This is a genomic window from Trueperella sp. LYQ143 (assembly GCF_046599595.1).
Lineage (GTDB): Bacteria > Actinomycetota > Actinomycetes > Actinomycetales > Actinomycetaceae > Trueperella.
In genome coordinates this window covers 88957-114775 of sequence record NZ_JBKIWR010000001.1, presented here as the reverse complement: position 1 = coordinate 114775, position 25819 = coordinate 88957, and the positions used below count along the sequence as shown (strand labels likewise).

Annotated in this window: 13 protein-coding genes; 12 read left to right on the top strand and 1 reads right to left on the bottom strand. The window is 54.8% G+C overall.

Annotation, left to right across the window (positions count from 1 at the left end):
• The first annotated feature begins 91 nt into the window (after nucleotides 1-91).
• The 11 genes from ACLHIL_RS00395 to ACLHIL_RS00345 all read left to right on the top strand — a co-directional run bounded on the left by ACLHIL_RS00395 (nucleotide 92) and on the right by ACLHIL_RS00345 (nucleotide 22587).
• A complete protein-coding gene (locus ACLHIL_RS00395; RefSeq protein WP_411295884.1) occupies nucleotides 92-808 on the top strand; it encodes an L-ribulose-5-phosphate 4-epimerase in 717 nt (238 codons plus the stop codon).
• Nucleotides 808-2316: an L-arabinose isomerase gene (gene araA, locus ACLHIL_RS00390; RefSeq protein WP_411295883.1), complete on the top strand. Its 1509-nt coding sequence runs from the start codon at nucleotides 808-810 to the stop codon at nucleotides 2314-2316. The genes ACLHIL_RS00395 and araA overlap by 1 nt, the downstream gene beginning before the upstream one ends.
• Nucleotides 2317-2408: 92 nt before the next feature.
• Entirely contained in the window at nucleotides 2409-4025 is a 1617-nt protein-coding gene (locus ACLHIL_RS00385) for an FGGY-family carbohydrate kinase (RefSeq protein ID WP_411295882.1), read from the top strand.
• A gap of 205 nt (nucleotides 4026-4230) precedes the next feature.
• Nucleotides 4231-7779, top strand: a complete 3549-nt coding sequence (locus ACLHIL_RS00380; RefSeq protein ID WP_411295881.1) for a family 43 glycosylhydrolase — start codon at nucleotides 4231-4233, stop codon at nucleotides 7777-7779.
• 68 nt (nucleotides 7780-7847) lie between these two features.
• Nucleotides 7848-10865 (top strand): immunoglobulin-like domain-containing protein, encoded by a 3018-nt coding sequence (locus tag ACLHIL_RS00375; protein WP_411295880.1) that lies wholly within the window; start codon nucleotides 7848-7850, stop codon nucleotides 10863-10865.
• A 21-nt stretch (nucleotides 10866-10886) separates the two neighbouring features.
• Nucleotides 10887-16106, top strand: a complete 5220-nt coding sequence (locus ACLHIL_RS00370) for a LamG-like jellyroll fold domain-containing protein (RefSeq protein WP_411295879.1) — start codon at nucleotides 10887-10889, stop codon at nucleotides 16104-16106.
• Nucleotides 16107-16414: 308 nt separating this feature from the next.
• Complete coding sequence (locus tag ACLHIL_RS00365; RefSeq protein WP_411295878.1) at nucleotides 16415-17446, top strand: ABC transporter substrate-binding protein; 1032 nt, start codon at nucleotides 16415-16417, stop codon at nucleotides 17444-17446.
• 111 nt (nucleotides 17447-17557) lie between these two features.
• The gene (locus ACLHIL_RS00360; protein WP_411295877.1) at nucleotides 17558-19108 is read left to right on the top strand and encodes a sugar ABC transporter ATP-binding protein; all 1551 of its coding nucleotides are present in this window, start codon (nucleotides 17558-17560) and stop codon (nucleotides 19106-19108) included.
• Nucleotides 19105-20265 carry an ABC transporter permease gene (locus tag ACLHIL_RS00355; protein ID WP_411295876.1) on the top strand — a complete coding sequence of 387 codons (1161 nt, stop codon included), beginning with the start codon at nucleotides 19105-19107 and terminating at the stop codon, nucleotides 20263-20265. The genes ACLHIL_RS00360 and ACLHIL_RS00355 overlap by 4 nt, the downstream gene beginning before the upstream one ends.
• Entirely contained in the window at nucleotides 20258-21382 is a 1125-nt protein-coding gene (locus ACLHIL_RS00350; RefSeq protein WP_411295875.1) for an ABC transporter permease, read from the top strand. Before ACLHIL_RS00355 ends, ACLHIL_RS00350 begins: the two co-directional genes overlap by 8 nt.
• A gap of 182 nt (nucleotides 21383-21564) precedes the next feature.
• Nucleotides 21565-22587 carry a LacI family DNA-binding transcriptional regulator gene (locus ACLHIL_RS00345; protein WP_411295874.1) on the top strand — a complete coding sequence of 341 codons (1023 nt, stop codon included), beginning with the start codon at nucleotides 21565-21567 and terminating at the stop codon, nucleotides 22585-22587.
• Nucleotides 22588-22737: 150 nt separating this feature from the next.
• Here ACLHIL_RS00345 and ACLHIL_RS00340 read toward each other — a convergent pair whose 3' ends face one another.
• Entirely contained in the window at nucleotides 22738-24969 is a 2232-nt protein-coding gene (locus ACLHIL_RS00340) for an NADP-dependent isocitrate dehydrogenase (RefSeq protein ID WP_411295873.1), read from the bottom strand.
• A 213-nt stretch (nucleotides 24970-25182) separates the two neighbouring features.
• On the opposite strand from ACLHIL_RS00340, the gene ACLHIL_RS00335 reads away from it, so the two are divergent.
• Nucleotides 25183-25635: a protein-tyrosine phosphatase family protein gene (locus ACLHIL_RS00335; RefSeq protein ID WP_411295872.1), complete on the top strand. Its 453-nt coding sequence runs from the start codon at nucleotides 25183-25185 to the stop codon at nucleotides 25633-25635.
• Nucleotides 25636-25819: the final 184 nt, after the last annotated feature.

Genomic DNA, 25819 nt, shown 5'->3' with positions numbered 1-25819 from the left:
CCAACCGCAGTGCCACCATCTAAACCGATGTGTTAAAGAACTGTTAACTATAACGAACGCAGGCCGAGGGCTTGCAGAATGGAGACAATAGATGCAGGTATTACGTGAAATGCCTGAGGAGATCCAGAAGGCCGTCGCAGCGTGCCGTCAGCGCGTAAGTGATTTGCACGGCGAGCTGGTCAAGTACAATCTCGTCGTCTGGACTGCCGGAAACGTCTCCGAACGAGTCCCAGGGGCAGACTTGTTCGTCATCAAGCCATCGGGCGTGCGCTACGAAGAACTCAGCGCCGATAAGATGGTGGTCTGCACCCTTGACGGCGAGAAGATCGACGATGGGACTCCAGCGAGCCTCGTGCCCTCCTCAGATACTGCTGCCCATGCCTATGTGTACCGCAATATGCCAGAAGTTGGCGGCGTCGTTCACACTCACTCCACTTATGCGACCGCTTGGGCAGCCATTGGCAAGCCCGTTCCGGCGATCCTGACGATGATGGGTGACGAGTTCGGGGGCGATATCCCCATTGGCCCCTTTGCGCTAATCGGTGACGATTCTATTGGTCGCGGTATCGTCGAAACCTTGCGCAATTCCAATTCTCCGGCTGTACTGATGCAAAATCACGGCCCATTCACCATTGGAAAGAATGCCGAAGCCGCAGTAAAAGCCGCGGCAATGTGCGAAGAGGTTGCTCGCACAGTAGCCATTGCTTACCAGCTCGGTGATCCGATCCCGATTCCACCTGAGAAGATCGCCAGCTTGTATGACCGATACCAAAACGTCTACGGACAACACGATAGTGAGGAAAAGTAATGCTTGGAAACCCCTTTGAGAGCCGGGAAATTTGGTTTCTGACGGGATCGCAGGACCTCTACGGTGAGGACGTCCTCAAGCAGGTTGCTGAGCAATCGCAGACGGTGATGGGCGTTCTGGAGGATTCTCCGGCTATCCCCGTGAAGCTGGTGTGGAAGCCAGTGCTGAAGGAGCGCTCGCAGATTCTCGATGCGATTTTGCAGGCAAATGCGACGGAAGCGTGCGTCGGTGTGATTACCTGGATGCATACCTTCTCGCCAGCCAAGATGTGGATTCATGGTTTGGATGCGCTGCAGAAGCCGATGCTTTTGCTCAATACTCAGCTTGAAGAGCATCTGCCGTGGGACACCATCGACATGGATTACATGAACCTCAACCAGTCTGCTCATGGTGATCGCGAATTTGGCTTCATGGCAGCTCGTCTCGGTGTGCCGCGCACGGTCGTCGTCGGTCATGTCTCCCATGAAGACGTACAAGAGAAAGTTGGCTCGTGGGCACGTGCCGCAGTGGGTCGCGCTGAATTGCGTTCGATGAAGCTGTGCCGCTTCGGAGATAACATGCGCAATGTTGGCGTCACCGACGGCGATAAGGTAGAAGCGGAGCTGCAGTTTGGGCCGGCAGTAAATACCTGGGGTGTTAATGATCTCGTTGAGGTTGTTGACAACGTTGAGCAGAGCGCAATCGATGCCTTGCTCGCCGAGTATGAGGCAGAATATGAGCTCGCTCCAGAGTTGCGAGCTGGTGGTGAACGCCGCGAATCCTTGGAGTATGCCGCTCGGCTAGAAGCTGGTTTGCGCCAGATGTTGGAAGCTGGTGGCTTTACCGGATTCACGACGAACTTTGAAGATCTTGGCGGTCTGCGTCAGCTTCCAGGTTTGGCTGTGCAGCGTCTGATGGCTGAGGGCTATGGCTTCGGTGCAGAAGGTGATTGGAAGACGGCTGTGCTTGTCCGTCTGGCAAAAGTCATCGGCTATGGCCGCGAGGGTGGCGCGTCCTTAATGGAGGATTACTGCTACGAGTTGGGTAAGGGTCAGGAAAAGATCCTGGGTGCCCACATGCTGGAGATCTGCCCGTCCTTGACGAAGGCAACGCCTAAGGTTGAGATTCATCCGCTGGGAATTGGCGGTCGCGAAGATCCGGTTCGTATGGTCTTTGACGCCGATTGTGGCCCAGCTATGGTGATCTCGATGGTTGATATGGGTTCGCGATTCCGTATGACGTTGAACGAGGTTACGGTTGTGGGCCCGGATAAGCCGATGCCGAAGTTGCCGGTGGCCAGCGCTGTGTGGGAGCCAGCTCCGTCCATCCAGACGGCGACTGCCTGCTGGATTTATGCCGGCGGGGCGCATCACACCTGTATGACGACGAATACCACTCGCGAAGAGTGGGAGATGTTTGCGGAAATGACGCAAAACGAACTCGTCGCCATTGATGAGTCCACCACGGAAGCCTCCTTTAAGTCGCAGATCCGCTGGAACGATCTGTACTACACGCTCCTCAAGGCGTAACTGTGTATTGCTCCCCCCGCTGCTAATCGCTAGATGCGGGGGGAGCAACTGCACTTTAGGCACCTCAGCGCATGACAGAGAAAGAGAAATCAATGACGATTGACAAAGAGAGCGCCGCGCGGGCAATCAGCGAGGGGCAGACGAGCCTAGGTATCGAATTTGGCTCAACTCGAATCAAGGCAGTGCTCGTCAATACTGCAAACGAGATTTTGGCTGTTGGAACCTCTGACTGGGAATCAAAGCAAATTGACGGCGTATGGACGTACACGATGGAGCAGATCCACGGCGGTCTGCAGGCATGCTACCGCGCCCTATGTGCCGATGTGGATGAGCGTTATGGCGTGCCAATCACCTCGGTGGGGTATCTTGGCTTCTCGGCATTGATGCACGGGTATCTGGCTTTCGATGAAGCTGGATCACTATTAGTTCCGTTCCGCACCTACCGCAATACGATGACGGGCGAGGCTTCGGCGGAACTGACGAAACGGTTTGGGATTACGATTCCGCAGCGCTGGTCGGTCGCTCATCTATATCAGGCGGTGCTCAATGATGAAGAGCACGTATCCCGTCTGACCTCAATGACCACTCTGGCTGGTTATGCGCATCGTCTGCTCTCTGGTGAGAACATCCTCGGTATTGGGGACGCCTCAGGCATGTTCCCAATTGACGATGCGACGAGGCAATACGATGAGCGCTGTGTGGCGATCTTCGATGAGCTAGTTGCACATCGCGGATATCCGTGGAAAGTTACTGATCTGCTGCCAATAATTAAGTGCGCTGGCGAAGACGCCGGATGTTTAACCGCAGAAGGCGCAGCGATTCTCGATCCTTCGGGGGTACTGCAGCCAGGCGCGCGGATGTGCCCGCCAGAAGGCGATGCTGGTACTGGCATGGTCGCGACGAACTCGGTTGCGGTGAGCACAGGCAATATCTCAGTGGGAACCTCGGTTTTCGCCATGGTGGTTTTGGATAAGCCGCTGACCTCCTCCCATGAAGAACTTGATCCGGTGACGACTCCGGCCGGTGATCCAGTGGCCATGGTGCACTGTATTAACGGCACGGGGATACTGGATGCCATCGTCAAAGTCTTTGTCAATTTCGCCGAGCTGATCGGCACGGATAAGAAGAAGGGGGAGCTCTACGATCTGCTCTATGAGCACGCTCTTACTGGCGATCCGGATGGTTCACAGATGGTAGCTTTTAACTACCTGGCTGGGGAGCATGTGACGAAGGTTGATGAGGGGCGACCGTTGATGTACTGCACCTCAGATAGCACGATTTCCTTGGCGAACGTTATGCGCGTGAACATGATGTCATTGTTCGCTTCGCTGCGTATCGGCATGGATATTCTTACCGAGGAAGAGGGCGTCCATATTGAGCACTTCCTCGCACATGGCGGCATTTTCAAGACGCCGATCGCCCCGCAGCGGATTCTGGCTGCGGCGCTGAACCGCCGGATTGTGGTTTCCGAAGGTGCAGGTGAGGGTGGTGCGTGGGGTATCGCCATGCTCGCTAACTATCTGCGTCCCGAGTACGCCGGCAAGATGGACTTGGCACAATACCTCAAAGAGACTGTCTTTAATGACGTCGAAGAGACGGTCTTAGAGCCAGATCCGGCTGATGTTGCTGGATATACGACCTTTATTGAACGCTATCGTGCTGGGCTTGATGTTGAGGCCAGTGCGTTGCGGGCACTTCCTAAGGAATAGTTCGCGCGTCAGGGTGGGTGGCGCTGGTCGTCCACCCTGCTATTCCTTATCATGTTAACGAGAACATTTACTGTGTAGTGCGGCAACGGAGCAGCGCTACGAGGGAATGGCATTATCTGGGTAAACTGCACGGCGCATACTAGCTGCTTTCCAAGCGCTCAGTCTCAGTTCGTCTCTGTCGTCCTCACCGATCGGGATATACACAATGACAATTCACCATCGCTGGTCAATGAAGATCACGAGCTTAATAACAACTATCCTTCTTACGTTTGCCGGATTACTGTGTCTGGCTGAATCTGCACATAGTGCACCGCCATCTGGGGCAGTAGCGGAGTATCTCTTTACTGCTAAACCGGCAGATGGCACCACGGTTCCCAATACCGCTACCGGTTCTGCTTTCGGACCGGCATTAGTACAAAACCCACGAGATGATCTGTGGGGAAAAGAAGCTCTAACCTTAACTGGTGGGGCAAAAGAATCGAACGGATCATGGGTTAAACTTCCAGAAAATCTGCTGACGAATGCCTCTGCGGCAACAATTCAGATGGAACTAACCGCTTCCAATGCGATGCTCAGCGCTTTCCATTTCCTGTGGAATATCGGCAATGATCGCAATGAAGAATACCTATTCGCCTCACTGAACTGCGCCAGTAATCGTCATCCCTTAATGGGAATTCGAGTAGCCAGTGGTGAAGAGCTTATCCAATCGAGTGGATGCCCGATTCAAGCAGATACCTGGAGTTCGGTGACGATAACCATTGATGGCGACGCAGGGCAGGGGGCACTCTTTATTAACGGTAAAGAGGTCGCGCGAGGAAGCGTTCCCGCTGGTCCAAAGGCAATCGCGAACCAGTCTCTCAACACTATTGCTCGCTCACCGTGGCCCGACCCGCTTTTCGAAGGGAAGGTCGCGACTTTCCGCGTTTACGATAAGGTGCTTTCCGCGGCAGAAATTGCTCAGCTTTCAGATGGCGATGCCACATTACACACCCAAGAAATCCAAGCGGCAGCCGCAGCAACGCTAGAAAAGATTGAACTGCCTAACGAGGTAACGACCAGCTATATTGGATTGCCGACGGAAAACGGAACAATCACGTGGACCTCGGATAATCCCGCTGTTATCGAGCCCAACGGCAAAGTTAATAGGCCGATGGCTGGGCAGGGTGCCGTTGCTGTGACGCTTCATGCGAGCGCGACCCTACGGGGAATCACTGCCACGCGAGATTTTCACCTCAGCGTCCAGCCCTCGGATCAAACTCCGGAGGATTACGCGGCAGAAGTGGCCAGCTCCTACGCTATTCCCACTGTGCTGCGTTCTGGTATGACGCTTCCTACCGTCACTGATGGAACGCTGAGCTTTGCTGCCGGCGCTGGACTACAGATTGACGCCCAGGGTGTTATCCGAGCACAAAGTACGACCGATTCGACTATCACGGCAACGATTGACGTCCGTGGCGTAAAAGTGAGCAAAACCTTTGCGGTGCGGGTTCTTGCCGAAGCAGATTCGCAGCTACTCATCAGCTATGACCGCACCCCAACCTCAGAGATGACGGCAAATAACGCCGATATTGCCTACTCGATGCACATGGCATTGGGAAGTGATGGCACGACGTGGCAGCCACTAAATGAGAATTACGGCATTTTCTTTGCGCGAACGAATATCGCGCCAGCGAATGCAACCGACGTCGATCTGAAATCGCATCGCTCATTGCGCGATCCGGCCATGTTCTACATGAAAGATGGCAGTTACGGCATAGTGGCAGTTCGGACCAATCGCGGCAGCGACGTGCGTGACCCCCAAACGGATAACGCGATCTTATTTGCGAGTTCAAAGGATCTGCTCAGTTTTGATGAGCGGGCAAACTCTCGAGCAATCATCACTGTGCCGGAGACGAACGGGGTTAATAAGCCGAATGCCGTCTACGATTCTGCTGCGGATCGCTACATTGTGAGCTGGGTAGACGATTCGGGCGTACCAAAGTGGACGACCTACACCTCGTTATCCTCTCGGGCTGAATCATTGCCAGGGCCAGTACACGTCGGCAGTATCGACATGATCGGAACGGTGAATGCAACCAAGATTGAGGATTTCCGTAGTGGTCACATTATTGCCGTGGAGGGGTCGCGGGTTCAGCCACTTATGACGCGCTATGGTCGTATTACCAATACTGGTATGGCGCCATTAGCCGATCAGAGTGTGCGTATTGGGGCAAGCTCGGCAGATATTGCGTTGCCAACGTCGGTGACCTTAACCTACTCCGACGGCTCAACGCGGCAAATGCCCGCTATTGATTGGGACACCTCTAAGGTCAATTTCAATACTCCGGGAACATACGAGGTAACCGGAAAGATCAAGCAGACGAACTACCCCCTGCCTTTCGCTGAGGAACGTGCCGATCCGACGGTGCGGGAATGGATCTGGAAGCACAACGGCATTGAGGAAAAGAAATTCCTCATGATCGCCACGAATGATATTTATGGCGATAACGTCTGGCAGCGCAAGCATCCACACATGCCGATTCGGATGGCGGATTCGATTGCTGCCTTGGCAGATACCCCGGGTGATCCGCAGGGATTAATTGATAAAGAAGGATTCAATCCCAAAGAATCCATCTTGCGCAAGGCAGGCGATAAGAATACTGACGGGCAGCCAATCACCGGATCGTTCTGGGCGCCAGAATTCCATGAAATCAACGGGACGCTATCCATCTTGTTCATGCCTAGCTACAACTCCAACTGGGCAGATGGTGCCTCGGCAATTATGCAGTTGAAGAAGGACGCCAACGGCGACGACATGGATCCAACCAAGGCCGAAAGCTGGACTGATCCACGGACGGTGACGCGCGCAGATGGCTCCCCGCTTTCCCAGCGTATTGACGGCACAACTGGAATGTCCCTCGATATGACGTACTTTACCGATGCTAAGGGTGCGGGCTATTACGCCTGGCAGCAGCTTGGCGCGGTGTACATTGCGAGTGTCAATCCGGCTGATCCATACCACGTCACGAGCGATCCAATGTTGATTGTTTCGCCAGAATATGCCTGGGATAACGCGATCGCCGAAGGTCCGAACGTGATTATGCGCGATGGCAAGCTGTACATGATCTACTCGGGGTCAACAGTTGGCCGGACGTACACGACAGGCCTCGCAGTAGCCGATGCCTCCGGTGCGACGAATCTGCTCGATCCGGCAGCCTGGAAGAAACTGAACTATCCAATCCAGAAATCGGGAATCTTCAACGGTGAATGGCAACTCGGAACGGGTCACGGCATGTGGTCCACTGATGAGGATGGCCAAACCATGTATGTATTCCACGCCTACGCCAATAAGACGGAAGGCTACTCCAATTTCTCTGGGCGGGATACCTTTGTGCGGCGCGTACATTGGGCGGCTGACGGTATGCCAATTTTCGATATGAGTCTCGACGAGGAAGTGGCTCCAGGAACGATTCCGAGTTTCCGCGTTATCGTTACGGATACCTCGCAGCCAACTCCACAGCCGCAGCCCCAACCACAGCCGACACCGCAACCGGAACCTCAACCGCAGCCGGTGCCAGGGGCAGATCCGCAGCCGCAACCGGCTCCCACTCCGGGTAAGGAATCTCCGGTTGAGCCGGCACAGCCCACCCATCCGGAGACTCCTGGTTCGACGCTATCGCATACCGGAGTTGCCGCACTACCCATAGCACTTCTCGCGTTCAGCCTGCTGCTGGCAGGGGCCGTTATGCACGGTCGGGCGCGCAGACACTGGTAAATAGCGGCGTCTGGCTCGCCAAGACGCCTACCAATGCCTGCTCTGCAAGGCATATAGAGGAGAAAAATATGAGAAAACTACGCACGATTGGCGCAGTATTTGGCGCTAGTGTCGTGTCATTGAGCGCGATGGCAGCGCTGCCACATGTCGCTTTTGCGCAGACGGATATTCCTGAGCCGTCAGCGCATTACGATATGTCGCGCGAAGGTGGCGTCCTGAAAGATGTTTCTGGGCACGGTTACGATGCCAAACTGGTAGACGTTCCAGATTCAGCTTTCTCAACGTATTCTGGCGGGAACGCGATGACGCTTGCTGCTAACGGATACGCAGTCCTCCCACAAGGTCCGGTGACAGCAACGGACAACGACTTCACGGTAGAGTTCACCGTCGGCAAAGTCGCAAATGCCAACCACTTTGCGTGGGTGATTGGCGATGGCGTCGGCCAGTGGAATACCACCAAACTCGGTAATCACGTTTTCGTCAATCCGCTCGCGCGGGATTGGAATGGAGAGATCCTTTCTGGTATTCGGGTGAAAACCGACGGCGGTAACGGGGAGATTCGGGTTAAGCGCAATGGCGTATCGATGCCCTCAGGTGAGTTCTCGACCATCACGATGACCTCCCATGCAGATACGATTCGCCTCTATCTCAACGGCAAGGAATTCACCACTGCGACCCATCCGTACCAGATGTCCAGCATTATTCCCAGCGGTCAGGTTATGGGCTATCTCGGGCGCTCCCTGTATGAGCCGGACGCGCTCTTTAGCGGCACATACTTGGATGTGAAATTCTGGGATCAGACCTTGACTCCTGAACAGGTTGCAGCCTCGGTTAAGCCGGAATCAGACCGTAAAGCAGCCTATAACGAGATGTTTATGCCGGCTGATTTTGACCAGCAGATCCGTAAGGCTTTGCTGGGAGAAAATACCTCAGCCGATCAGATTACCCATAACCTGACGCCACCGGCCTCAGTTGCGGGCTTCGATCTGACGTGGGCGTCCTCAGATCCGGCAGTGATTGCTGTTGATGGCACGATCACTCGTCCAACGGATGTCGATAAGAAAGTGACGATGACAGCGACGGATTCCTCAGGAAAGACGTACGCCTACGAATTGACTGTTCCGGCCATTTCGAATGCGTCGCGCGCGCAAGCTGACGCGGATGCCTTGCGTATTTCTGCGGTAACCTATGAGAATTTACCGCTGGTTACCACCGGATCTCAGTTCGGGTCAAAGATTGCGTGGAGTAGCTCTGCTCCTGAGGTGGTTACCCCCACGGATGGGACGTATGTTGCTCCGGCAGTGGGCAGTGCAGATCCTTTCCAAGGTGGCGGGCGGGTTGTCCGTCCGGCATACGGTTCGGGTGATACCACAGTGACTGTGACGGCAACTGTGACTAACGGTAGCGAATCAGTGACGAAGAGCTACAACGTCGTGGTAAAAGAAAAGTCGCGAAAAGTTCCAGATGCGGGATATGCCGCCGCCTACTTTAAGGCTGACAATAATGAACGCATCTACATGGATTACACCAAAGAAAATAATTTCTTTACCTTCACTCCGGCGAACGAGGGCAAACCTGTTATCGTCTCAACCACGGATGATAAGGGGTTGCGCGATCCGTACATCCTGCGTTCGGTTAACGGAGATCGCTACTACATGGTGGCCACAGATCTGTGCGTGCAGTGTGGCGGCTACGATTGGGGGCGCTACCAGCAGTGGGGCAGCTTGAAGATCCATGTTTGGGAATCCACGGATTTAGTGCATTGGAATCGGACGACCGATCACGACGGTGCGTTGACGATTAATCAACCGGCTGCGGGTATGACGTGGGCACCGGAAGCCTACTGGGATGACGAGCTGCAATCTTACGTCGTGCATTTCGCCTCCCGCCTCTATGAGGATGCGGCGCATACTCGTACCGACGGGAAAGCGCGTATGTTCTACGTCCTTACTCGTGATTTCAAGACCTTCACCTATCCGCCAACCGAGTGGCAGAACACTGCTGGCGCGCGCATTGATTCGACGGTTATCAAGGTCGATGACATGTACTATCGCTTCACCAAGGCAGAAGCTGGTGATACGAACATTCCGCGCAAGGATATTATTCTGGAGCGCTCAAAGGTTCTGACGTCAAAGACGACAACGCCTGATCCGAACACTAATCCGGCAACGGGCTGGCAGTTACTGGACGCTGAAATGACGCGTCCCAAGACGGGCAACGACGGTGAAGGTCCACAGGTCATTAAGCTCAATGCCGGAGATCCGCAGAACGTTTCCGGTAATGACTACCTCCTACTTGTGGATAACTATGGTGCTGGTGGCTATCGGGCCTTCCGAATGTCCGGTGAACAACTGACGTCATCGTCGTGGGAAAACAGGCTATCGCGCCAAGATTTCTGGAAGGTGCTGCCCTCAAAGGGCTTGCCGGAAAGCCCACGTCACGGTGCATTCGTCTCCGTACCGGGGACGGTGTTGACCGCTATTGCGCATCAGAGCGATATTGCGCCGGTTGCTTCTACGACCAGTGCAACCGCAGATGGGCGGGACGTGAAGATAGCGGTAACGGCTGCTGATGGCGGGGAAGTCGTCGGAAAAGTCCATGTGACCTTCACGCCCGAGGGAAGCGATCAAGTGCAAGACCTCGGTGATGTGACTTTGGTTAACGGCGAGGCTGCGATCACTATTCCGGGTAACGCTGCCGGGAAGGTAGTGGTTGCCTACACCGGCTATACGGATGGCTTGGTGTCGCCCTCGAATACCACGGTAGAGGTGGCTAAGGGTAGTGATCCTGAACCGACGCCGACGCCAGATCCTGAACCGACGCCGAATCCGGTGCCAAACCCGGATCCAACGCCGCAACCACAACCCACTCCTGAGCCGACACCAGTTCCACAACCAGTGCCGACTCCACAACCACAGCCCAGTCCGGCTCCCCAGCCGGTGACGCCGCAGCCCACACCCCCTGCGCCATCACCCACCCCCGGACTCGTTCACACCGGCTTGGCCAGCGGTGGCATTGCCGCTATGTCGGTCCTGCTCGTATGCGGCGGTGCACTACTGGTGCGGCGCTCGCGGGCCTATAAATAATCACGGGTAAGGAAACGCACGATGTTACGTATGAAAAAAGTGCTATCCGGCATCTCGGCAATTGCCCTAGGCTGTACTGCCATAGTGGCAATGCCGCAGATTGCTCATGCTGAAACGACACCGCCCCCACCGTCGGCTTATTACGATATGAGCCATTCAGGTACAACCCTGACGGATATCTCGGGTAACGGGCATAACGCGACACTCGTCAACGTCCCCGAGGACGCCTTCACAACGATTGATTCTGGCCATGCTATGCGCCTATCCGCCAACGGGTATGCGGCTCTACCGCAGGGAGCAATCACAGCAACGGATAACGATTTCACGGTGGAAGCCACCGTTGCGAAAGTAGCCAAAGCCAACCATTTCGCCTGGGTTATTGGCGATGGGGTCGGCAACTGGAATACGACGCAGCTTGGCAACTACGTATTCGTTAACCCGCGCGATAAGAATGACAAGATCCTCTCCGGAATTCGCGTCAAGAAAGATGCCTCCAACGGTGAAGATCGCCTTGCGCCTTACGGTGGCGCGGCGGTCACGCCAACAGACGGTTTTTCCACCCTGACGATGACGTCTTCCGGGAATACCCTGCGCTTGTATCTGAATGGAGAACAAGTCGCGAGCGTTACCCATTCGAAGAAGCTGTCCGAGATTATCCCCTCGGGCAACGTGCTCGGATATTTGGGGCGCTCGCTGTATGCGGAGGATTCCCTATTCACCGGCACGTATCTGTCAGTGAAGATGTGGGATCAGGCGTTGAGCGCTGACGAAGTTCGCGCGTCTATGCCGAGCAAGGAAGCCCGCGACAAGGCATATTACGAGTTGTATGTGCCAGCAGATTTTAACGATCAGATTTTGCGGGCATTATTGGCATCAAATTCAGCAGCGGACAATATCACTGGTCCGGTTGCGCCACCGGCGTCAGTGGCGGGGTTCCCATTAACGTGGGCCTCCTCTGACCCTAAGACCATCGCAACGGATGGGACGGTTGTGCGTCCGGCAGACGCCGATAAGGTCGTGACGATGACGGCGACCGATCCGGCGGGCAAGACGCATGATTTCGCGCTCACGGTACGTCGGGCTATCACCGGCAATCAAAAGCTGGACGAGGCCTACGATGCGTTGACGATTATCAACGATAAAGATATGCGGTCCAATTTCTCTGTACCGCTAGTTGGTAAGCATGACGCAGCGATTAGCTGGACGGTTGTTGATGACGGTAACGGCACAATCGCCTTGGAAAAAGGGGTGCGTACCGACTCCCAGCGGGTAAAGGTTACCCGACCAGCCACGGGCGCAAATCCGGTTCAGGTCACGTTACGGGCAACCTTGACCTTGGATGGCAAGAGCATCGATAAGACCTTTGTGGTCACTGTTCAGCCGCTGCCGACACCGGCAAGCGAGCCGCAGGCATATTTCTGGTCGTACTTCACCGGAGAGGGAATGGGAGCGGAGAAAATCTCCTTCGCGGCCTCGAAGGGCAATGATGCGCTAGATTGGAATACGCTGAACAACGGGCAGCCCTATTTGGAGTCAACGCTCGGCACGGGCGGTTTGCGCGATCCGTTCATTATCCGCTCGGCAGATGGCGATAAGTTCTATCTCCTGGCAACCGATCTGAAGATTGCAGGTCTAGCAGGTGGTTTTGATACCGCGCAGAAGTCTGGTTCGCTTTACCTTGAGATCTGGGAATCGACGGATTTGATTCACTGGTCGGCGCAACGCCATGTGAAAGTATCGAGCGACTATGCAGGAAATACCTGGGCGCCAGAGGCGTTCTACTTGCCGGATATTGATAAGTATGCGGTGTATTGGGCCTCAAACTTGTACCCGACGACGAATCCAGCAGATCGCAAGTCGGTCACGTATAACCGGATGATCTACGTCCTCACGGATGATTTTGTGACCTTCTCCGAGCCGCAGGTGTGGATTGACGTCAACCAGGGGCAAGGTAAGGGCGTCATTGACGTCAGTGCTGCCAAAGAAGATGGCATGTTCTATCGCGTCTATAAGGACGAATCGAGCATGACCTTGCGCTTGGAGAAATCCACGTCATTCTTGGCTACCCACAATGGCGAATTGACTTTGCCGACCAAAGACGAGGGAGCGGGCAAGTGGAACCTGATGATTGACCAGTTCGCTGCCGGGTTGCCGAACGGGGTTGGTAATAACACCTTCCGCCAAGGGGAGGGGCCAAACTTCTTCCCGGCCAATCCAGGGGATGTCAACGGATATGCCTGGTATGTATTCATTGACCAGCCCAATTATCACGGTGGCCCGAACCATTACGTTCCATTTGCAACGAAGAACAAACTTGCCGACGCTGGCGAGCGCTCGGCATGGGTTTCAGCCGCAGAAAAGCTGAAGAACAATCTTCCGCAAAATGCTGATGGCGGTAAGCCACGGCACGGCACGGTATTGCCGATTACTCGTGCAGAGTATGAGAAAGTACTGGCCGCATATCAGCCTAATCTGGCAGTGACGGCGGTGGCACCAGTGGAGGTGACGACGGAAGCTGGCACAGCTCCCGCGATGCCGGATCAGGTGCAATTGACGAAGGCTGATGGCTCGCAGGAAACTGCGAAAGTTGCCTGGGAAACGATTGCTCCAGAAAAGTACGCAAAGCCAGGAACCTTCACCGTTACTGGCGTGGCTCAGGACGCTTCGCGCTATCCGGTGACGGCAACGGTAACGGTGACGGGAACGCTTGCCGATTGGGACGGGCATAACCCGAAGATCACGACGCAGAACCTGCTTGCCGAGTATCTCTTTACTCAAAAGACGGGCACGTCGGTTCGTAATATCGTTCCAGGTGGGCAACCAGCGACGGTCGTCAACGGCACAGATTCCTTGTGGACGGGCAATTCCTTGCGGCTAACTGGTGGGGAGAAAACCTCTAAGGGGCCGTGGGTGCAACTGCCGTCGAATATGTTGACGAAGGCGCAGTCGGCCACCATTCAGATAGAAACGAAGATTGATCCAAGCGTGCTTGATAAGAACCACTTTATGTGGAATATCGGCTCAGATTCGACGGAGAAGTATTTCTTTGCCTCCACCCGTCAGACCTCGCGTACTGCGATCACCACGGGAAGTTGGAAGAACGAGTACAACGCTCAGGCGAAGAAACTCGATCCGAACCGCTGGTACTCGCTGACTGCTGTTCTCGACGGTGACGCCGGGACGCTCGCATGGTACATCGACGGGAAAGAAGTGGCGAAGGTTGCTACAGATCTGCGTCCGTCCTCGATTACTGAGCAGACTATGAGTGCCATTGCCCGCGGTCCGTACCCAGATCCGTTGTTTGCCGGTGAAGTGGCAACGTTCCGTGTTTATGATCGGGCGTTGAGCGCGCAGGAAATCGACACGATTAATCTCGAGGATGCCAAGCTTCATGCCACAGATCTGCAGGCTACGGCTGAGAAGATGCTCGCTGGCGTGTCGGCATTGACCTTCGATGATTCGACGGTGGCGCTCAATGATAAGGGCGGCGACGTGGTGTGGAGCTCGCAGTGGGATAAAGTCACGGTTGCCAACAATATCGCTCAGGTTTCTCAACCGGCTACGGGAGAGCAGCCGGTGACGGGCGAGATTCAGGCTGCGGCGACGGTGCGCGGGCAAACGGCTCAGCGCAATGTTCCGGTGACGATCACAGCAGCGCCAGCCGCGAATGATCCCTACGGCTACTTGATGGTCCACTTTATTGAGGATTCCCAAGGATATGCCGAGAAGATCTATCTGGATATTTCGCGAGGAAATAATCCGGAGCAGTGGGATCCGCTCAATGACGGAAAGCCGATTTTGGCGTCCCAGTTGGGGACGACGGGTGTGCGCGATCCGTATATCACCTATAACCCACAGACGCAGACCTACTACATTATTGCCACAGATCTACGTGTCTTTGGTGGCGATAACGGTTCAGGGGATTGTACCTCGTGGTGCCAGTGGTCTTTGCATGGTTCGACGAAGCTCAACATTTGGGAGTCGAAGGATCTGGTTCACTGGTCAGATTTGCGTCAGATCGAGATGAATCGGACCTCTGACGGAAAGCCGGCTGGTCAGTGGGGAATGGCGTGGGCCCCGGAGGCAACCTGGGTTCCGGATTATTACGGTGACGGTAAGGGGGCATTCGTCGTCTACTGGTCAACAAAGACCTTCGCCGATGACGATGTGAACCACACTGGAAAGACGTATTCACGGATCATGTGGGGTGTCACGACGGACTTTACCGAAGCCACCTACTCCTACGGCGGTGTCTTATTCGATACTGGCGGTGAGGCGATTGATACGACGATTATTCAGCACAATGGCGCAACCTATGCCGTGACGAAGGATAATTCTTTCGGCAGGGGCCTGTACCTGGATAAGACGACGGATAAGCGCTGGTGGGAGCCAACAGCTAAGTGGACGCGCATCCAAGATAAGATCGCGGCCAATTACTCTGGCGGCAATCCTGGCGGGGTAGAAGGTCCGGCCATGTTCAAGAAGCATGGTGAGGATACGTGGTATCTCTACGCCGACGTGATTCCAACCGTGGGCTACAAGCCGATGGTGACGCATGATCTCGATGCGGGCTTCCAGTACCTGAATTCGCCAGATTTCTACATGAAGGAATCGACGAAGCATGGTGGCATTATTGGTCTGACGAAGGCGCGCTATGACGCGATTCGCAATGCTGATGGTGTGCGGGTTGTTCAGCCGGAGATCTCGGTTGATGTGCCGCATAATGCGACGGATGAGCAAATTGTGGCCGCTTTGCCGCAGACGGTTGCTGTGGAATTGGCCTATGGGCGCGGTGTTACCCAGCGTCCGGTGAGCTGGACGCTGACCACTGATGAAGCTGGTACGCGTTACGCCGTGGGGGCGGTTGATGAGATCGGAGCAAATCTGAACTCGTGGACGTCTCCGGGCGTGGATCCGGAGAAGAGTTGGGGTGGGCCGACGGCTGAACGCACGCCGGTTTCGGTCACATTGCTGACGGTTCGGGCTGATCTGGTTGCCGGGGTGCCTAGCCCGCAGCCGCAACCTGAGCCAACGCCGCAACCAAATCCGCAGCCACAGCCGGTGCCGCAGCCATCTCAGCCTGCGCCGGTTACCCCGCATCCGGCTCCGAATGCGTCCGTTCCGGTGCCGCATGGGACGATCCTGGCATGGTCGGGTGCGTCGGTGCTGTGGGTAATGGCATGCGCAGTTATCTTCCTTGGCGCTGGGGCGGCGATGGTTCGTCGTCGGGAACAGAGCTAATTGGTAATGTGACGCTATAGTGCCGATGTTGGTGGTCATGGGAATCCCCATGACCACCAACTTTTTCCGCGGATGATCCACCGTTATCAAACTGTGATCTGAATTTCTGAATTTGGAGGAATAAAGGGGTAGCGGAATGCAAATGTGAATGTTAACATCGGTATAAGCCGAAAAGCTCGTCGTAGGTGATGTGCCTTTCGAAACCAGTGATTACGTCAAAAATTACTGGTTTGATCTGGTGAGGAGCTAGATCCTTCGATCACCGGGACATCGGGGTCCGGGTGAATGAATACAATGAGGAGAATTTGATGAAGAGTTCGAAGTTCCGCAAGCTCTTTAGTGGTGTAGCGGCAATCGCCCTGTCTGGTGCAATGCTCGCAGGTTGCTCCGGCGATAAGTCCGAGGGTGGTGAAAAGAATGACACCGGATCGAGCTCGTCTCAGAGTTCCGATGATGGTGGCAAGAAGCTGACGGTCGGCTTCGTTGCTGTGGGTCCGGAAGGCGGCTTCCGCACGGCGAACGAAAACGATATTCAGTCGGCATTCAAGGAAGCTGGCATTGATCTTAAGTATGCTCCGACGCAGAACAACGATCAGCAGAAGCAGCTCCAGGCTTTCGCTTCCTTCGTTGATGAAGGCGTAGACGCAATCGTCTTGTCTGCAACGGAAGCAACTGGTTGGGAAGCCTCGCTGAAGGAAGCTCAGGAAGCCGAAATTCCGGTTATCCTCGTTGATCGTGGTATCGAGCCAGATGATGACTCGCTGTACACCTCCCACATCGGCCCGTCGAACATCGATGCTGGTAAGTCGGCTGGCGAGTGGGCAGTTGCCAAGTACCCCAACGGTGCAAAGGCAATCGTTCTTGAAGGTCCGGCTGGTCTGTCGGTGGTTAACGACCGCAACCAAGGCTGGGATGAGGCTGTGAAGGGCTCGAAGATCCAGGTCCTCGAGAAGCAGTCGGCAAACTGGTCCACTGAAGAAGGCAAGACCGTTACCGAAGGTCTGCTCGATAAGTACAAGAACGATATTCAGGTTATCTTCGCTCAGAACGACGAGATGGGCCTTGGTGCTATCCAGGCTGTCGAAGCTAAGGGTCTGAAGCCGGGGCCGGAGGGTGACATCAACATCATCACCATCGACGGCACCAAGCCAGCTCTGGAAGCATTGATCGCTGGCAAGCTCTCCTACGTCATCGAGTACAACCCGATCTTCGGTAAGGAAGTTGTTGACGCAGTGAAGAAGGCCGTGGCTGGTGAGACGGTTGAGAAGCACATCATCGTTAAGTCGGCGTCCTTCGAGAAGGCTGATGCTGAGAAGGTTATCAGCACCCGTCCGTTCTAATCGGCGAGCGCAATAAAATCTCTGCTGGCTAGGGGGAGGGTGTAGAGTCTCTACCCCGCCCCCTAGCCCTATTTTGTGGGCAGTGTTGCCCCCTCGGGTACGGAGTGCGAGATGCAAGATAAAGACAGCAAAGTTGCTGTAAAGCAAGCGCAGCCAATCGTCCAAATGACGGGAATCTCTATTGAATTCCCTGGTGTTAAGGCACTAGACGGAGTTAATTTCCGACTGTTCCCCGGCGAAGTTCACGCCATCATGGGAGAAAACGGTGCTGGAAAGTCCACTCTGATTAAGTCCTTGACGGGCGTGTATCGTCCAGATGCGGGCGAAGTTTTGGTCAATGGTAAGCGCTGTCGTTTTAATGGTCCGGGCGAAGCCGAACAGGCCGGTATCGCCACGGTGTACCAAGAAGTTAATCTTTCGGCGAATCTCTCCATTGGAGAGAACATCATGCTTGGCCGCGAAGATCGCGGCATCCTCGGCATTAATTGGAAGTCTACGTTCCGCAAAGCGCATGAAGCGCTGAAGCAGGTTGGGCTAGAAGATCTCAACGTCAAAGCGCCGCTGTCTAGCGTTTCGCTAGCAGTCCAGCAGCTCATCGCGATTGCGCGCGCCACCGTTGTTAATGCCAGCGTCCTTATTCTGGACGAACCGACGTCATCCTTGGATACGAACGAGGTTGAGCGTCTCTTCGACATCATCCGCCGGTTGCGCGATCAAGGGGTGGCAATCCTCTTCGTTTCGCACTTCCTCGATCAGGTCTATGAGATCTCCGACCGTATCACCGTGTTGCGCAATGGTCGCTTCATTGGTGAAGGTGTGATTGAGGATATGCCGCGCGGAAAGATGATCTCTATGATGATCGGCCAGGAGAAATCTGCGGGCCTAATCGGAGAGAAGAAACTTACCAACGTTGCCAAGGATGCCCCCACGAAGTTGGCAATCGTTGACTTGGGACGTAAGGGTATGGTCAATCCGGTGAACTTTGAGGTTCGTCGTGGTGAGATTATGGGCTTCGCCGGATTGCTCGGTTCTGGCCGCACGGAAGTTGCCCGTCTCATTTTCAGTGCAGATAAGGCCGATTCTGGTTCGGTCACGCTCAACGGTAAGGCGCTCAAGCAAAGCTCCCCACTGACCTCACTCAAGCAGGGAGTGGCATATTCAACGGAGAACCGTCGTGACGAAGGCGTGATTGCCGCACTATCTGTTCGGGATAACATCACGATTGCATTGCAGGCAACTCGGGGATGGATGAAGAAGATCCCGACCTCAGAAGCCAATGAGATTTCGGAGCGTTTCATTAAGGCGCTCGGAATCAAGACTCCTAGCTGGCGTACTCCGGTTGGTTCGCTCTCTGGCGGTAATCAGCAAAAAGTACTGCTTGCTCGCTGGTTGGCAACGAATCCGGAGATCATGATTCTCGATGAACCGACCCGTGGTATTGATATTTCGGCAAAGACGGAAATCATGAACACGGTCCACGATTTAGCAAACGATGGCATGTCGATCATCTTCATCTCCGGTGAGATGGAGGAAGTATTGCGGGTATCGAACCGAGTAACGGTCATGCGCGATCGCAAGCAGATTGCGCAATTGGATAATACTGCGGATCTCCAGCAGGCTGACGTCGTTGCGGTTATTGCCGGTGGGGAGGTAGCGCAATGAGCAAAGAAACACAGAAAGTCTCGCGTATGGCGCGTCCCATCAAGATTGACCGACGGATGATGTTCACGGTCGTTGCCCTGGTACTCCTGATCGCGATTTGCGCTATCAAGGATCCACGGTTCTTGCAGATCGGATTGTCTGACGGGGCATTCACTGGGCCGCTAGTTGATGTGCTTCGCGACTCTGCCCCCTATTTGATGATCGCTACCGGCATGACCTTCGTTATCTCAACGGCTGGTATTGATCTGTCCGTTGGTGCGGTGATGGCTGTTGCGGGTGCCGTGTCGATGTCCTTCTTGAACAGTTCAGGTAGCGGTGTCGGTGGAGCAATTACCGCCGTCGCTTTAGCCCTGGGGGTGTCGGCGCTTATCGGCGTATGGAATGGCATGTTGGTCGCAGTTGTTGGCCTGCAAGCCTTCATCACGACGCTGATTATGATGCTCGCTGGGCGTGGTATTGCCAAGGTGATTACCTCTGGTCAGAACGTCGCCGCACAAAACGATGCCTTCGCATGGATCGTCAACGGTCGCGTCCTCGGCTTGCCGGTTGCCTGGTTGCTGGCTACCTTGATCGTTGTCTTGGTGGCAGTGCTCATGCGTCGTACCGCCTTGGGAACGCAGATTGAGGCCGTCGGTTTGAATATGGAAGCCTCCCGCATGGCGGGCATCCAACCCAAGCGGATCATCTTCTCGGTCTACATCATCTCGGCAATGCTGGCCGGTATGGCAGGTATCTTCTCCGTCGGTAACGTGATGCGTGTCGAGCCTGCGAATACGGGTATGTCAAACGAGATGGACGCTATTTTGGCTGTCGTTATCGGTGGCACCTCCTTGTTGGGTGGTCGTTTCTCGATGTTGGGTTCCTACCTGGGCGCAATGATTATTGCCATGCTGGGCAAGACGATTGTGTGGCTGGGTATTCCCAATGCTGCAACGCCAGCGTTCAAGGCGCTCATCGTCATCCTCGTATGCGTATTGCAATCGTCCTTGCTGGGTAAGCTCATTGACATGCGGAAGAAGAAGAATCCGCAGCCAGTTGAGAAACATGTAGAAAAGGCGCCGGAGCGTCAAGCAGGCAAGCATCTGGATGTCGCAGGGGATGAACCCGCTACACCTGCCGCAGTGACGAGTGGGGAAGGAGGAGCAAACGATGCGTAAGCAGCAAAAGACTTCAGCAGATAAAGCTCCGCACAAGTCAAATGTGACGTGGTCGTGGACCGTTCAGAATATGCCTAAGTTGCCAACCTATGTGGCTTTGGCAGTGTTCGTAGGTATCTTCATTGTTGGGCACGTCGTGTACGGCAACTTCTTCACGCCGCGTACCATTTCCTCGTTGCTCAATGACAACGCCTATCTGATTTTGCTCGCCGTGGCAATGACGATTCCGATTCTCACTGGCGGCATCGACCTCTCAATCGGTGCAATTATCGCCTTGAGCTCGGTCGTCGGTGCAACGATGGCAAATAAGGGAATACCGTGGATTGTGGTCGTTGTGGTCATGATCGGTATTGGCACAGTATGTGGTCTGCTGTCTGGTACATTGATCCGATACTTCGATATGCAGCCATTTATCGCGACCCTTGCCACAATGTATCTGGCGCAAGGTATTGCAGCGATGATCTCCTCCAAGCCGATCGTTATGGATAAAGAGTATGGTCTGCGATTGATCGCGACGAAGATCATGCTGTACGACGGTCCAAAGAATCAAGATCTGAAGATCTCGGTAGGTTTCTTCCTCAGCATCCTGGTGGTTGCAGTGATCTACCTGGTTATGCACCGCACGCTAACGGGTCGGACGATCTACGCAATGGGTGCTCCCGCCAAAGACTCAGCGAACCTCATGGGTCTGCGCTCGGGACGAGCACTATCATCGATCTACCTGTTGTCGGGTACGTTGGCTGGCGCCTCTGCCGTTGTCTTCGTTTCCGCAGTGGGTAAGGGGCAAAACATCCTGGGTCAAGGATGGGAGCTCAGCGCAGTTGCGGCTGCTGTTATTGGTGGAACGATTATTACGGGTGGATACGGTTACGTCCTTGGCTCTGTTGTTGGTGCTTTGGTCTACGCCACGATGAACCTCATCATCATCCGTGACGGTTCAGTCAATCCAGAAGCCACGACGATTATTACTGGTCTGCTCTTGCTGCTGTTCGTTTTGATTCAGCGCGGTATTACTACTGCGGCGAATAAACGAGCGCTACGTGGTAGCGATGCGCAGTCCGACGGACTCGTCGAAAGCACTGAAGCCGTCGGTGCTTATGAGGAGTCACAACCATAAATGCAAGGAGCATAAAACTCTAAGCAATTTCTCTCCTTTGAGGTGCGGGTACGCGCAATGATGGCGAGCAAGCCACGCGGTGCGTACCCGCACCGATATAGTTAATACAGAATTGTTAATAACTTCAGTACGATCACAGTGCGTGGGAACGCCGAATGAGAACGGAAGGAAGGCCGAGCATCGTGAAAGCTAAAGGACGTCCACCTGGGATGATGGATGTAGCGAAATTGGCCGGAGTTTCTCATCAGACTGTCTCACGAGTGCTAAATGGATCGGATAAAGTTGCTCCACATACGCGCGAAGCGGTAGAGCAGGCCATCGCAACCTTAGGCTACCGCCGTAACTCAGTGGCGCGTGCGCTTGTGACGAGCCGTTCTGGAATCATCGGGATCATTTCTTCGGCTGAGCCAGCGTATGGCCCCTCGTCGATACTGATGGCAATTGAAGTGGCAGTACGCCGTGCCGGATATTTTACAGGTGTGGCCCCCATGCTGAACTGGGATGCGGCCTCCTTGGAAGAAGCGTGCGACCATCTGCTCTCTCTAGCGGTGGAGGCACTCATCGTTATTGCGCCATTTGAGGTTGCTGGCGGAATTGAAGCCCTGCACAATATCAACGTTCCGGTTATTGTGGTTGCCGCCCAGCCAGTAAATATTAATGCCGGTCAAGTGAGCGTATGCGTCGATCAGGTCAGTGCCGTGCGGCAAGCAATGCAACATTTACTGGATTTGGGACATCGGAAGATCGCACATATTGAAGGCCCGCAAGAGTGGTATGAGGCAGTGTGCCGCAAAGAAGCCTGGCGCAATGCGTTGAACGACGCGGGTATCTCCACGCAGTATTCCTGCGGTGGCGGTTGGGATGCGGTCACCGGCTATCAGGCCGTTGAACAGCTTTTCGCCCAGGACGCGCCGACGGCAATTTTCGCGGCGAATGACGTATTGGCTATGGGGGCCATCCGTGCCTTGCATGAGGCTGGATTGCGCGTCCCACAGGATGTATCAATTATTGGTTTTGACGATATTCCTGGTATTAGCCATCTCGTGCCGCCGTTGACCACTATTCATCAAGACTTTGAACGCCTGGCGAAAGCTGTCGTGCGAACGATGACCAGTGCTATTGATGGGGAGAAGATTGGGCAGGTCGAAGCCGTGGCGGCAGATCTCGTCATTCGGCAATCAACGGCCGCTGTGCGCAACGATTAATCGCGCACAGTCACGATTAATCTCGTATCCACACAGCGACCGTCGATAATATCCAACCGTATATTGCCAATGGAGGTTACGGGTCAATATACGGTTGCCCTATCCACCCTTGCTTCATGCACCGAGGTTATGCACGGGATCTTTTAGCCTTTAGGCCTTGCCCCTACGGCAGGCTCGCATTCGATCAATGATGGTGTTCAACGTCGCTGATGGGCGCATTGCACGGGCAAGCTCCTGGGGATCAGGATGGTAGTAGCCGGTGATCCCTGAGTGTTTCCCTTGTGCGGCCAACAGCTCCGCATTGATCGTCTCTGCCTTGCTGTTCAGTTCGGATGAGATAAGAGAGAACATCGCACCAAGCGCATGATTATCGGTTTGCTTGGCCAGCTCGTCAGCCCAGTAAATTGCCAGCCAGGCATGCGAGGATCGGGTATCTGGTTCGCCGGTGCGCCGCTGTGGGGAGCGTCCGTCATTCAAAACCCGTTCGGTGGCGCGATCTAGCGCATCGGCAAGGACCTGCGCATCTGGCTGATTGCAGGTGCGAGCTAAATGGCGCAAGGATTCGGCCAGAGCCAGGAATTCGCCGAGGGAATCCCAGCGCAGATGGTTTTCTGTGATGAGCTGCTCCACATGCTTGGGGGCGGAACCGCCGGCGCCAGTTTCAAACAAGCCGCCACCGGCCATGAGCGGAACAACGGAGAGCATCTTGGCTGAGGTGCCCAGCTCCATAATGGGGAATAGATCTGTGAGATAGTCACGCAAGACGTTTCCGGTGACGGAGATCGTATTTTCTCCGCGCCGCACCCGATCAACGGTTGCTTGCGTGGCCTCTTCAGGGGACATAATCGAGATCTCTAGCCCGTCGGTATCCTCATCAGCGAGGAATCGTTCAACGTGCTCGCGAATACGCTGGTCGTGTTCGCGGAGTGGATCGAGCCAGAAAATCGCTGGCGTTTCGCTAATGCGTGCGCGTCGAACAGCGAGTGATACCCAATCGCGGATTGGATCAATCTTGGCGATACAGGTGCGGTAGATGTCACCGGCTGCGACGTCCTGATAGAGCAGGACGCTACCATCTGAGCTGCGCACTTCGATGCGTCCGGCAGATTCGGCGATGAAGGTCTTATCGTGCGAGCCGTATTCTTCAGCTTTCTGCGCCATGAGGCCCACATTCGGAACAGTGCCCATCGTCGTTGGGTCAAATGCGCCGTGGCGCTGGCAGTCTGCAATAACGACCTGGTACACCCCAGCGTAAGAGGAGTCAGGGATGACGGCGATGGTGTCACCGGGTTGCCCGTCTGGCCCCCATACGTGCCCGCCATTCTTAATCATAGCTGGCATGGAGGCGTCAACGATGACGTCCGACGGCACATGCAAGTTGGTGATTCCGCGATCAGAGTTCACCATTGATAGTTGCGGGCCGCGCGCTAGTTCATTGTGGAAGGATTCGAGAATATCCTCATTACCCTCAGTGGCGGTCAGCCCAGATAAGATCGAGCCAAGCCCGTCGTTTGCGCTCAGGCCTAGGGCGGCAATGCGCTCGCCGTAGGTTGCAAAGGTTGAAGCGAAATAGGCGCGAACAGCGTGACCGAAGATAACCGGATCGGATACTTTCATCATGGTGGCTTTGAGATGAACCGATAAGAGGAGGTTTTCTTCGCGGGCTGCGCGTACCTGCTCGGCGAGGAATTCATCGAGAGCGACAACATTCATGGTGGCAGAATCAACCACGTCACCGCGCCCGACCGGAATACCGTCACGCAATAGTTTTTCTCCGTCTGCACCGACGAATACAATGCGCAGCGTATCGTCGGTATCGCAGATGATAGAGGTTTCGCTGGAGCGGAAGTCACCGCTGGTCATAGTGGCGACGCGGGTGCGAGATTCTGGTGACCACGCTCCCATCCGGTGTGGATTCTTCCGAGCGTAGTTCTTTACGGCAATGGGCGCGCGACGATCCGAATTTCCTTCGCGCAGCACTGGATTGACGGCAGAACCTTTTACTGCGTCATAGCGCCGACGGATTTCGCGTTCTTCGTCAGTGCTGGGATCTTCAGGGTAATCCGGCAGTGGGTAGCCGTGTTCTTGTAGTTCTGCGATGGCCCGCTTGAGTTGTGGTACCGAAGCGGAAATATTTGGCAGCTTGATGATATTGGCCAGTGGGGAGGCAGTCATTTCGCCGAGTTCTGCGAGCGCGTCAGGCTGGGCTAGCTCGGGAGGTAGCCGATCGGAGAAGGCTGCGATGATACGTCCAGACAGCGAAATATCGCGAATCTCAACGTCAATATTGGCTAATGCGGCAAAGCCGTCAATGATAGGAAGGAGTGAAGCGGTAGCCAGCATGGGGGCTTCGTCAGTATGGGTGTAAATGATCCGTGCCACGGTAATCTCCTGTGATCTTCCAGAACGCGATCTCTTGACTTCAAGATTATCGAATTTCTTTTCGGTATGTGGCGAAAAACTAATTTTTCTTGGGGTGGCAATGTGAGATTGCGCTATAAACATGAAAATAGGGGGAGAAGGTTCGCCTTGGCAATTGCTCGGTTGGTACGGTAAAAGGCGTTAAGTAGGTAAGCCTAAGCCGGAGGGATATAGATGAAACAGTGGGAGCATGGCCCTGGTGTTGTCGAATTTCCTTCCGGGCGTCGTATCCGTGGGCGGTCATGGCGCACGCCGGTTGATGAACATGCTTCCCTGTGTATCGTCCTGACCACTGGGGTTGGATCGAAATATGGTCGCCCTGGGGTTACGGGGGATGCGGCGCAGACGATCACGATTGATTGGCCGGATTATCGCCTCCCGCGTCGTGCCTCCCATGCGCGCGATGTGTTGCGCGATGCGTGGCAGCGAGCTGCCCATGAGCGAGTGGAAATCGTGTGTGGTGGCGGAGTGGGGCGCACTGGAACCGCGCTCGCAATTATCGGTGTGATGGATGGAATGGATCCGCAAGAAGCGATTGATTTCGTCAAGGAACATTACGACGAAGGATCTATTGAGAATCCGGCGCAGCGTGCTTTTGTGCGCGATATGGGTGCAGAGCGAAATTAATATACGTTAACGACGCACTGGGTGAGCTAGGTAGCTGTTGCGTGCAAGCTAGTTGTTGATGTGTGGCTGTGGGGTGTCGATACCTTGCCGTCGGTGCTTTTTGTTAATGCTGCTGGCTATTGTTTTGTTGAAGGGCGCGCCTGTTGAGGCGATGAGTATAGTTCTATTTATTACCTGCCAAATA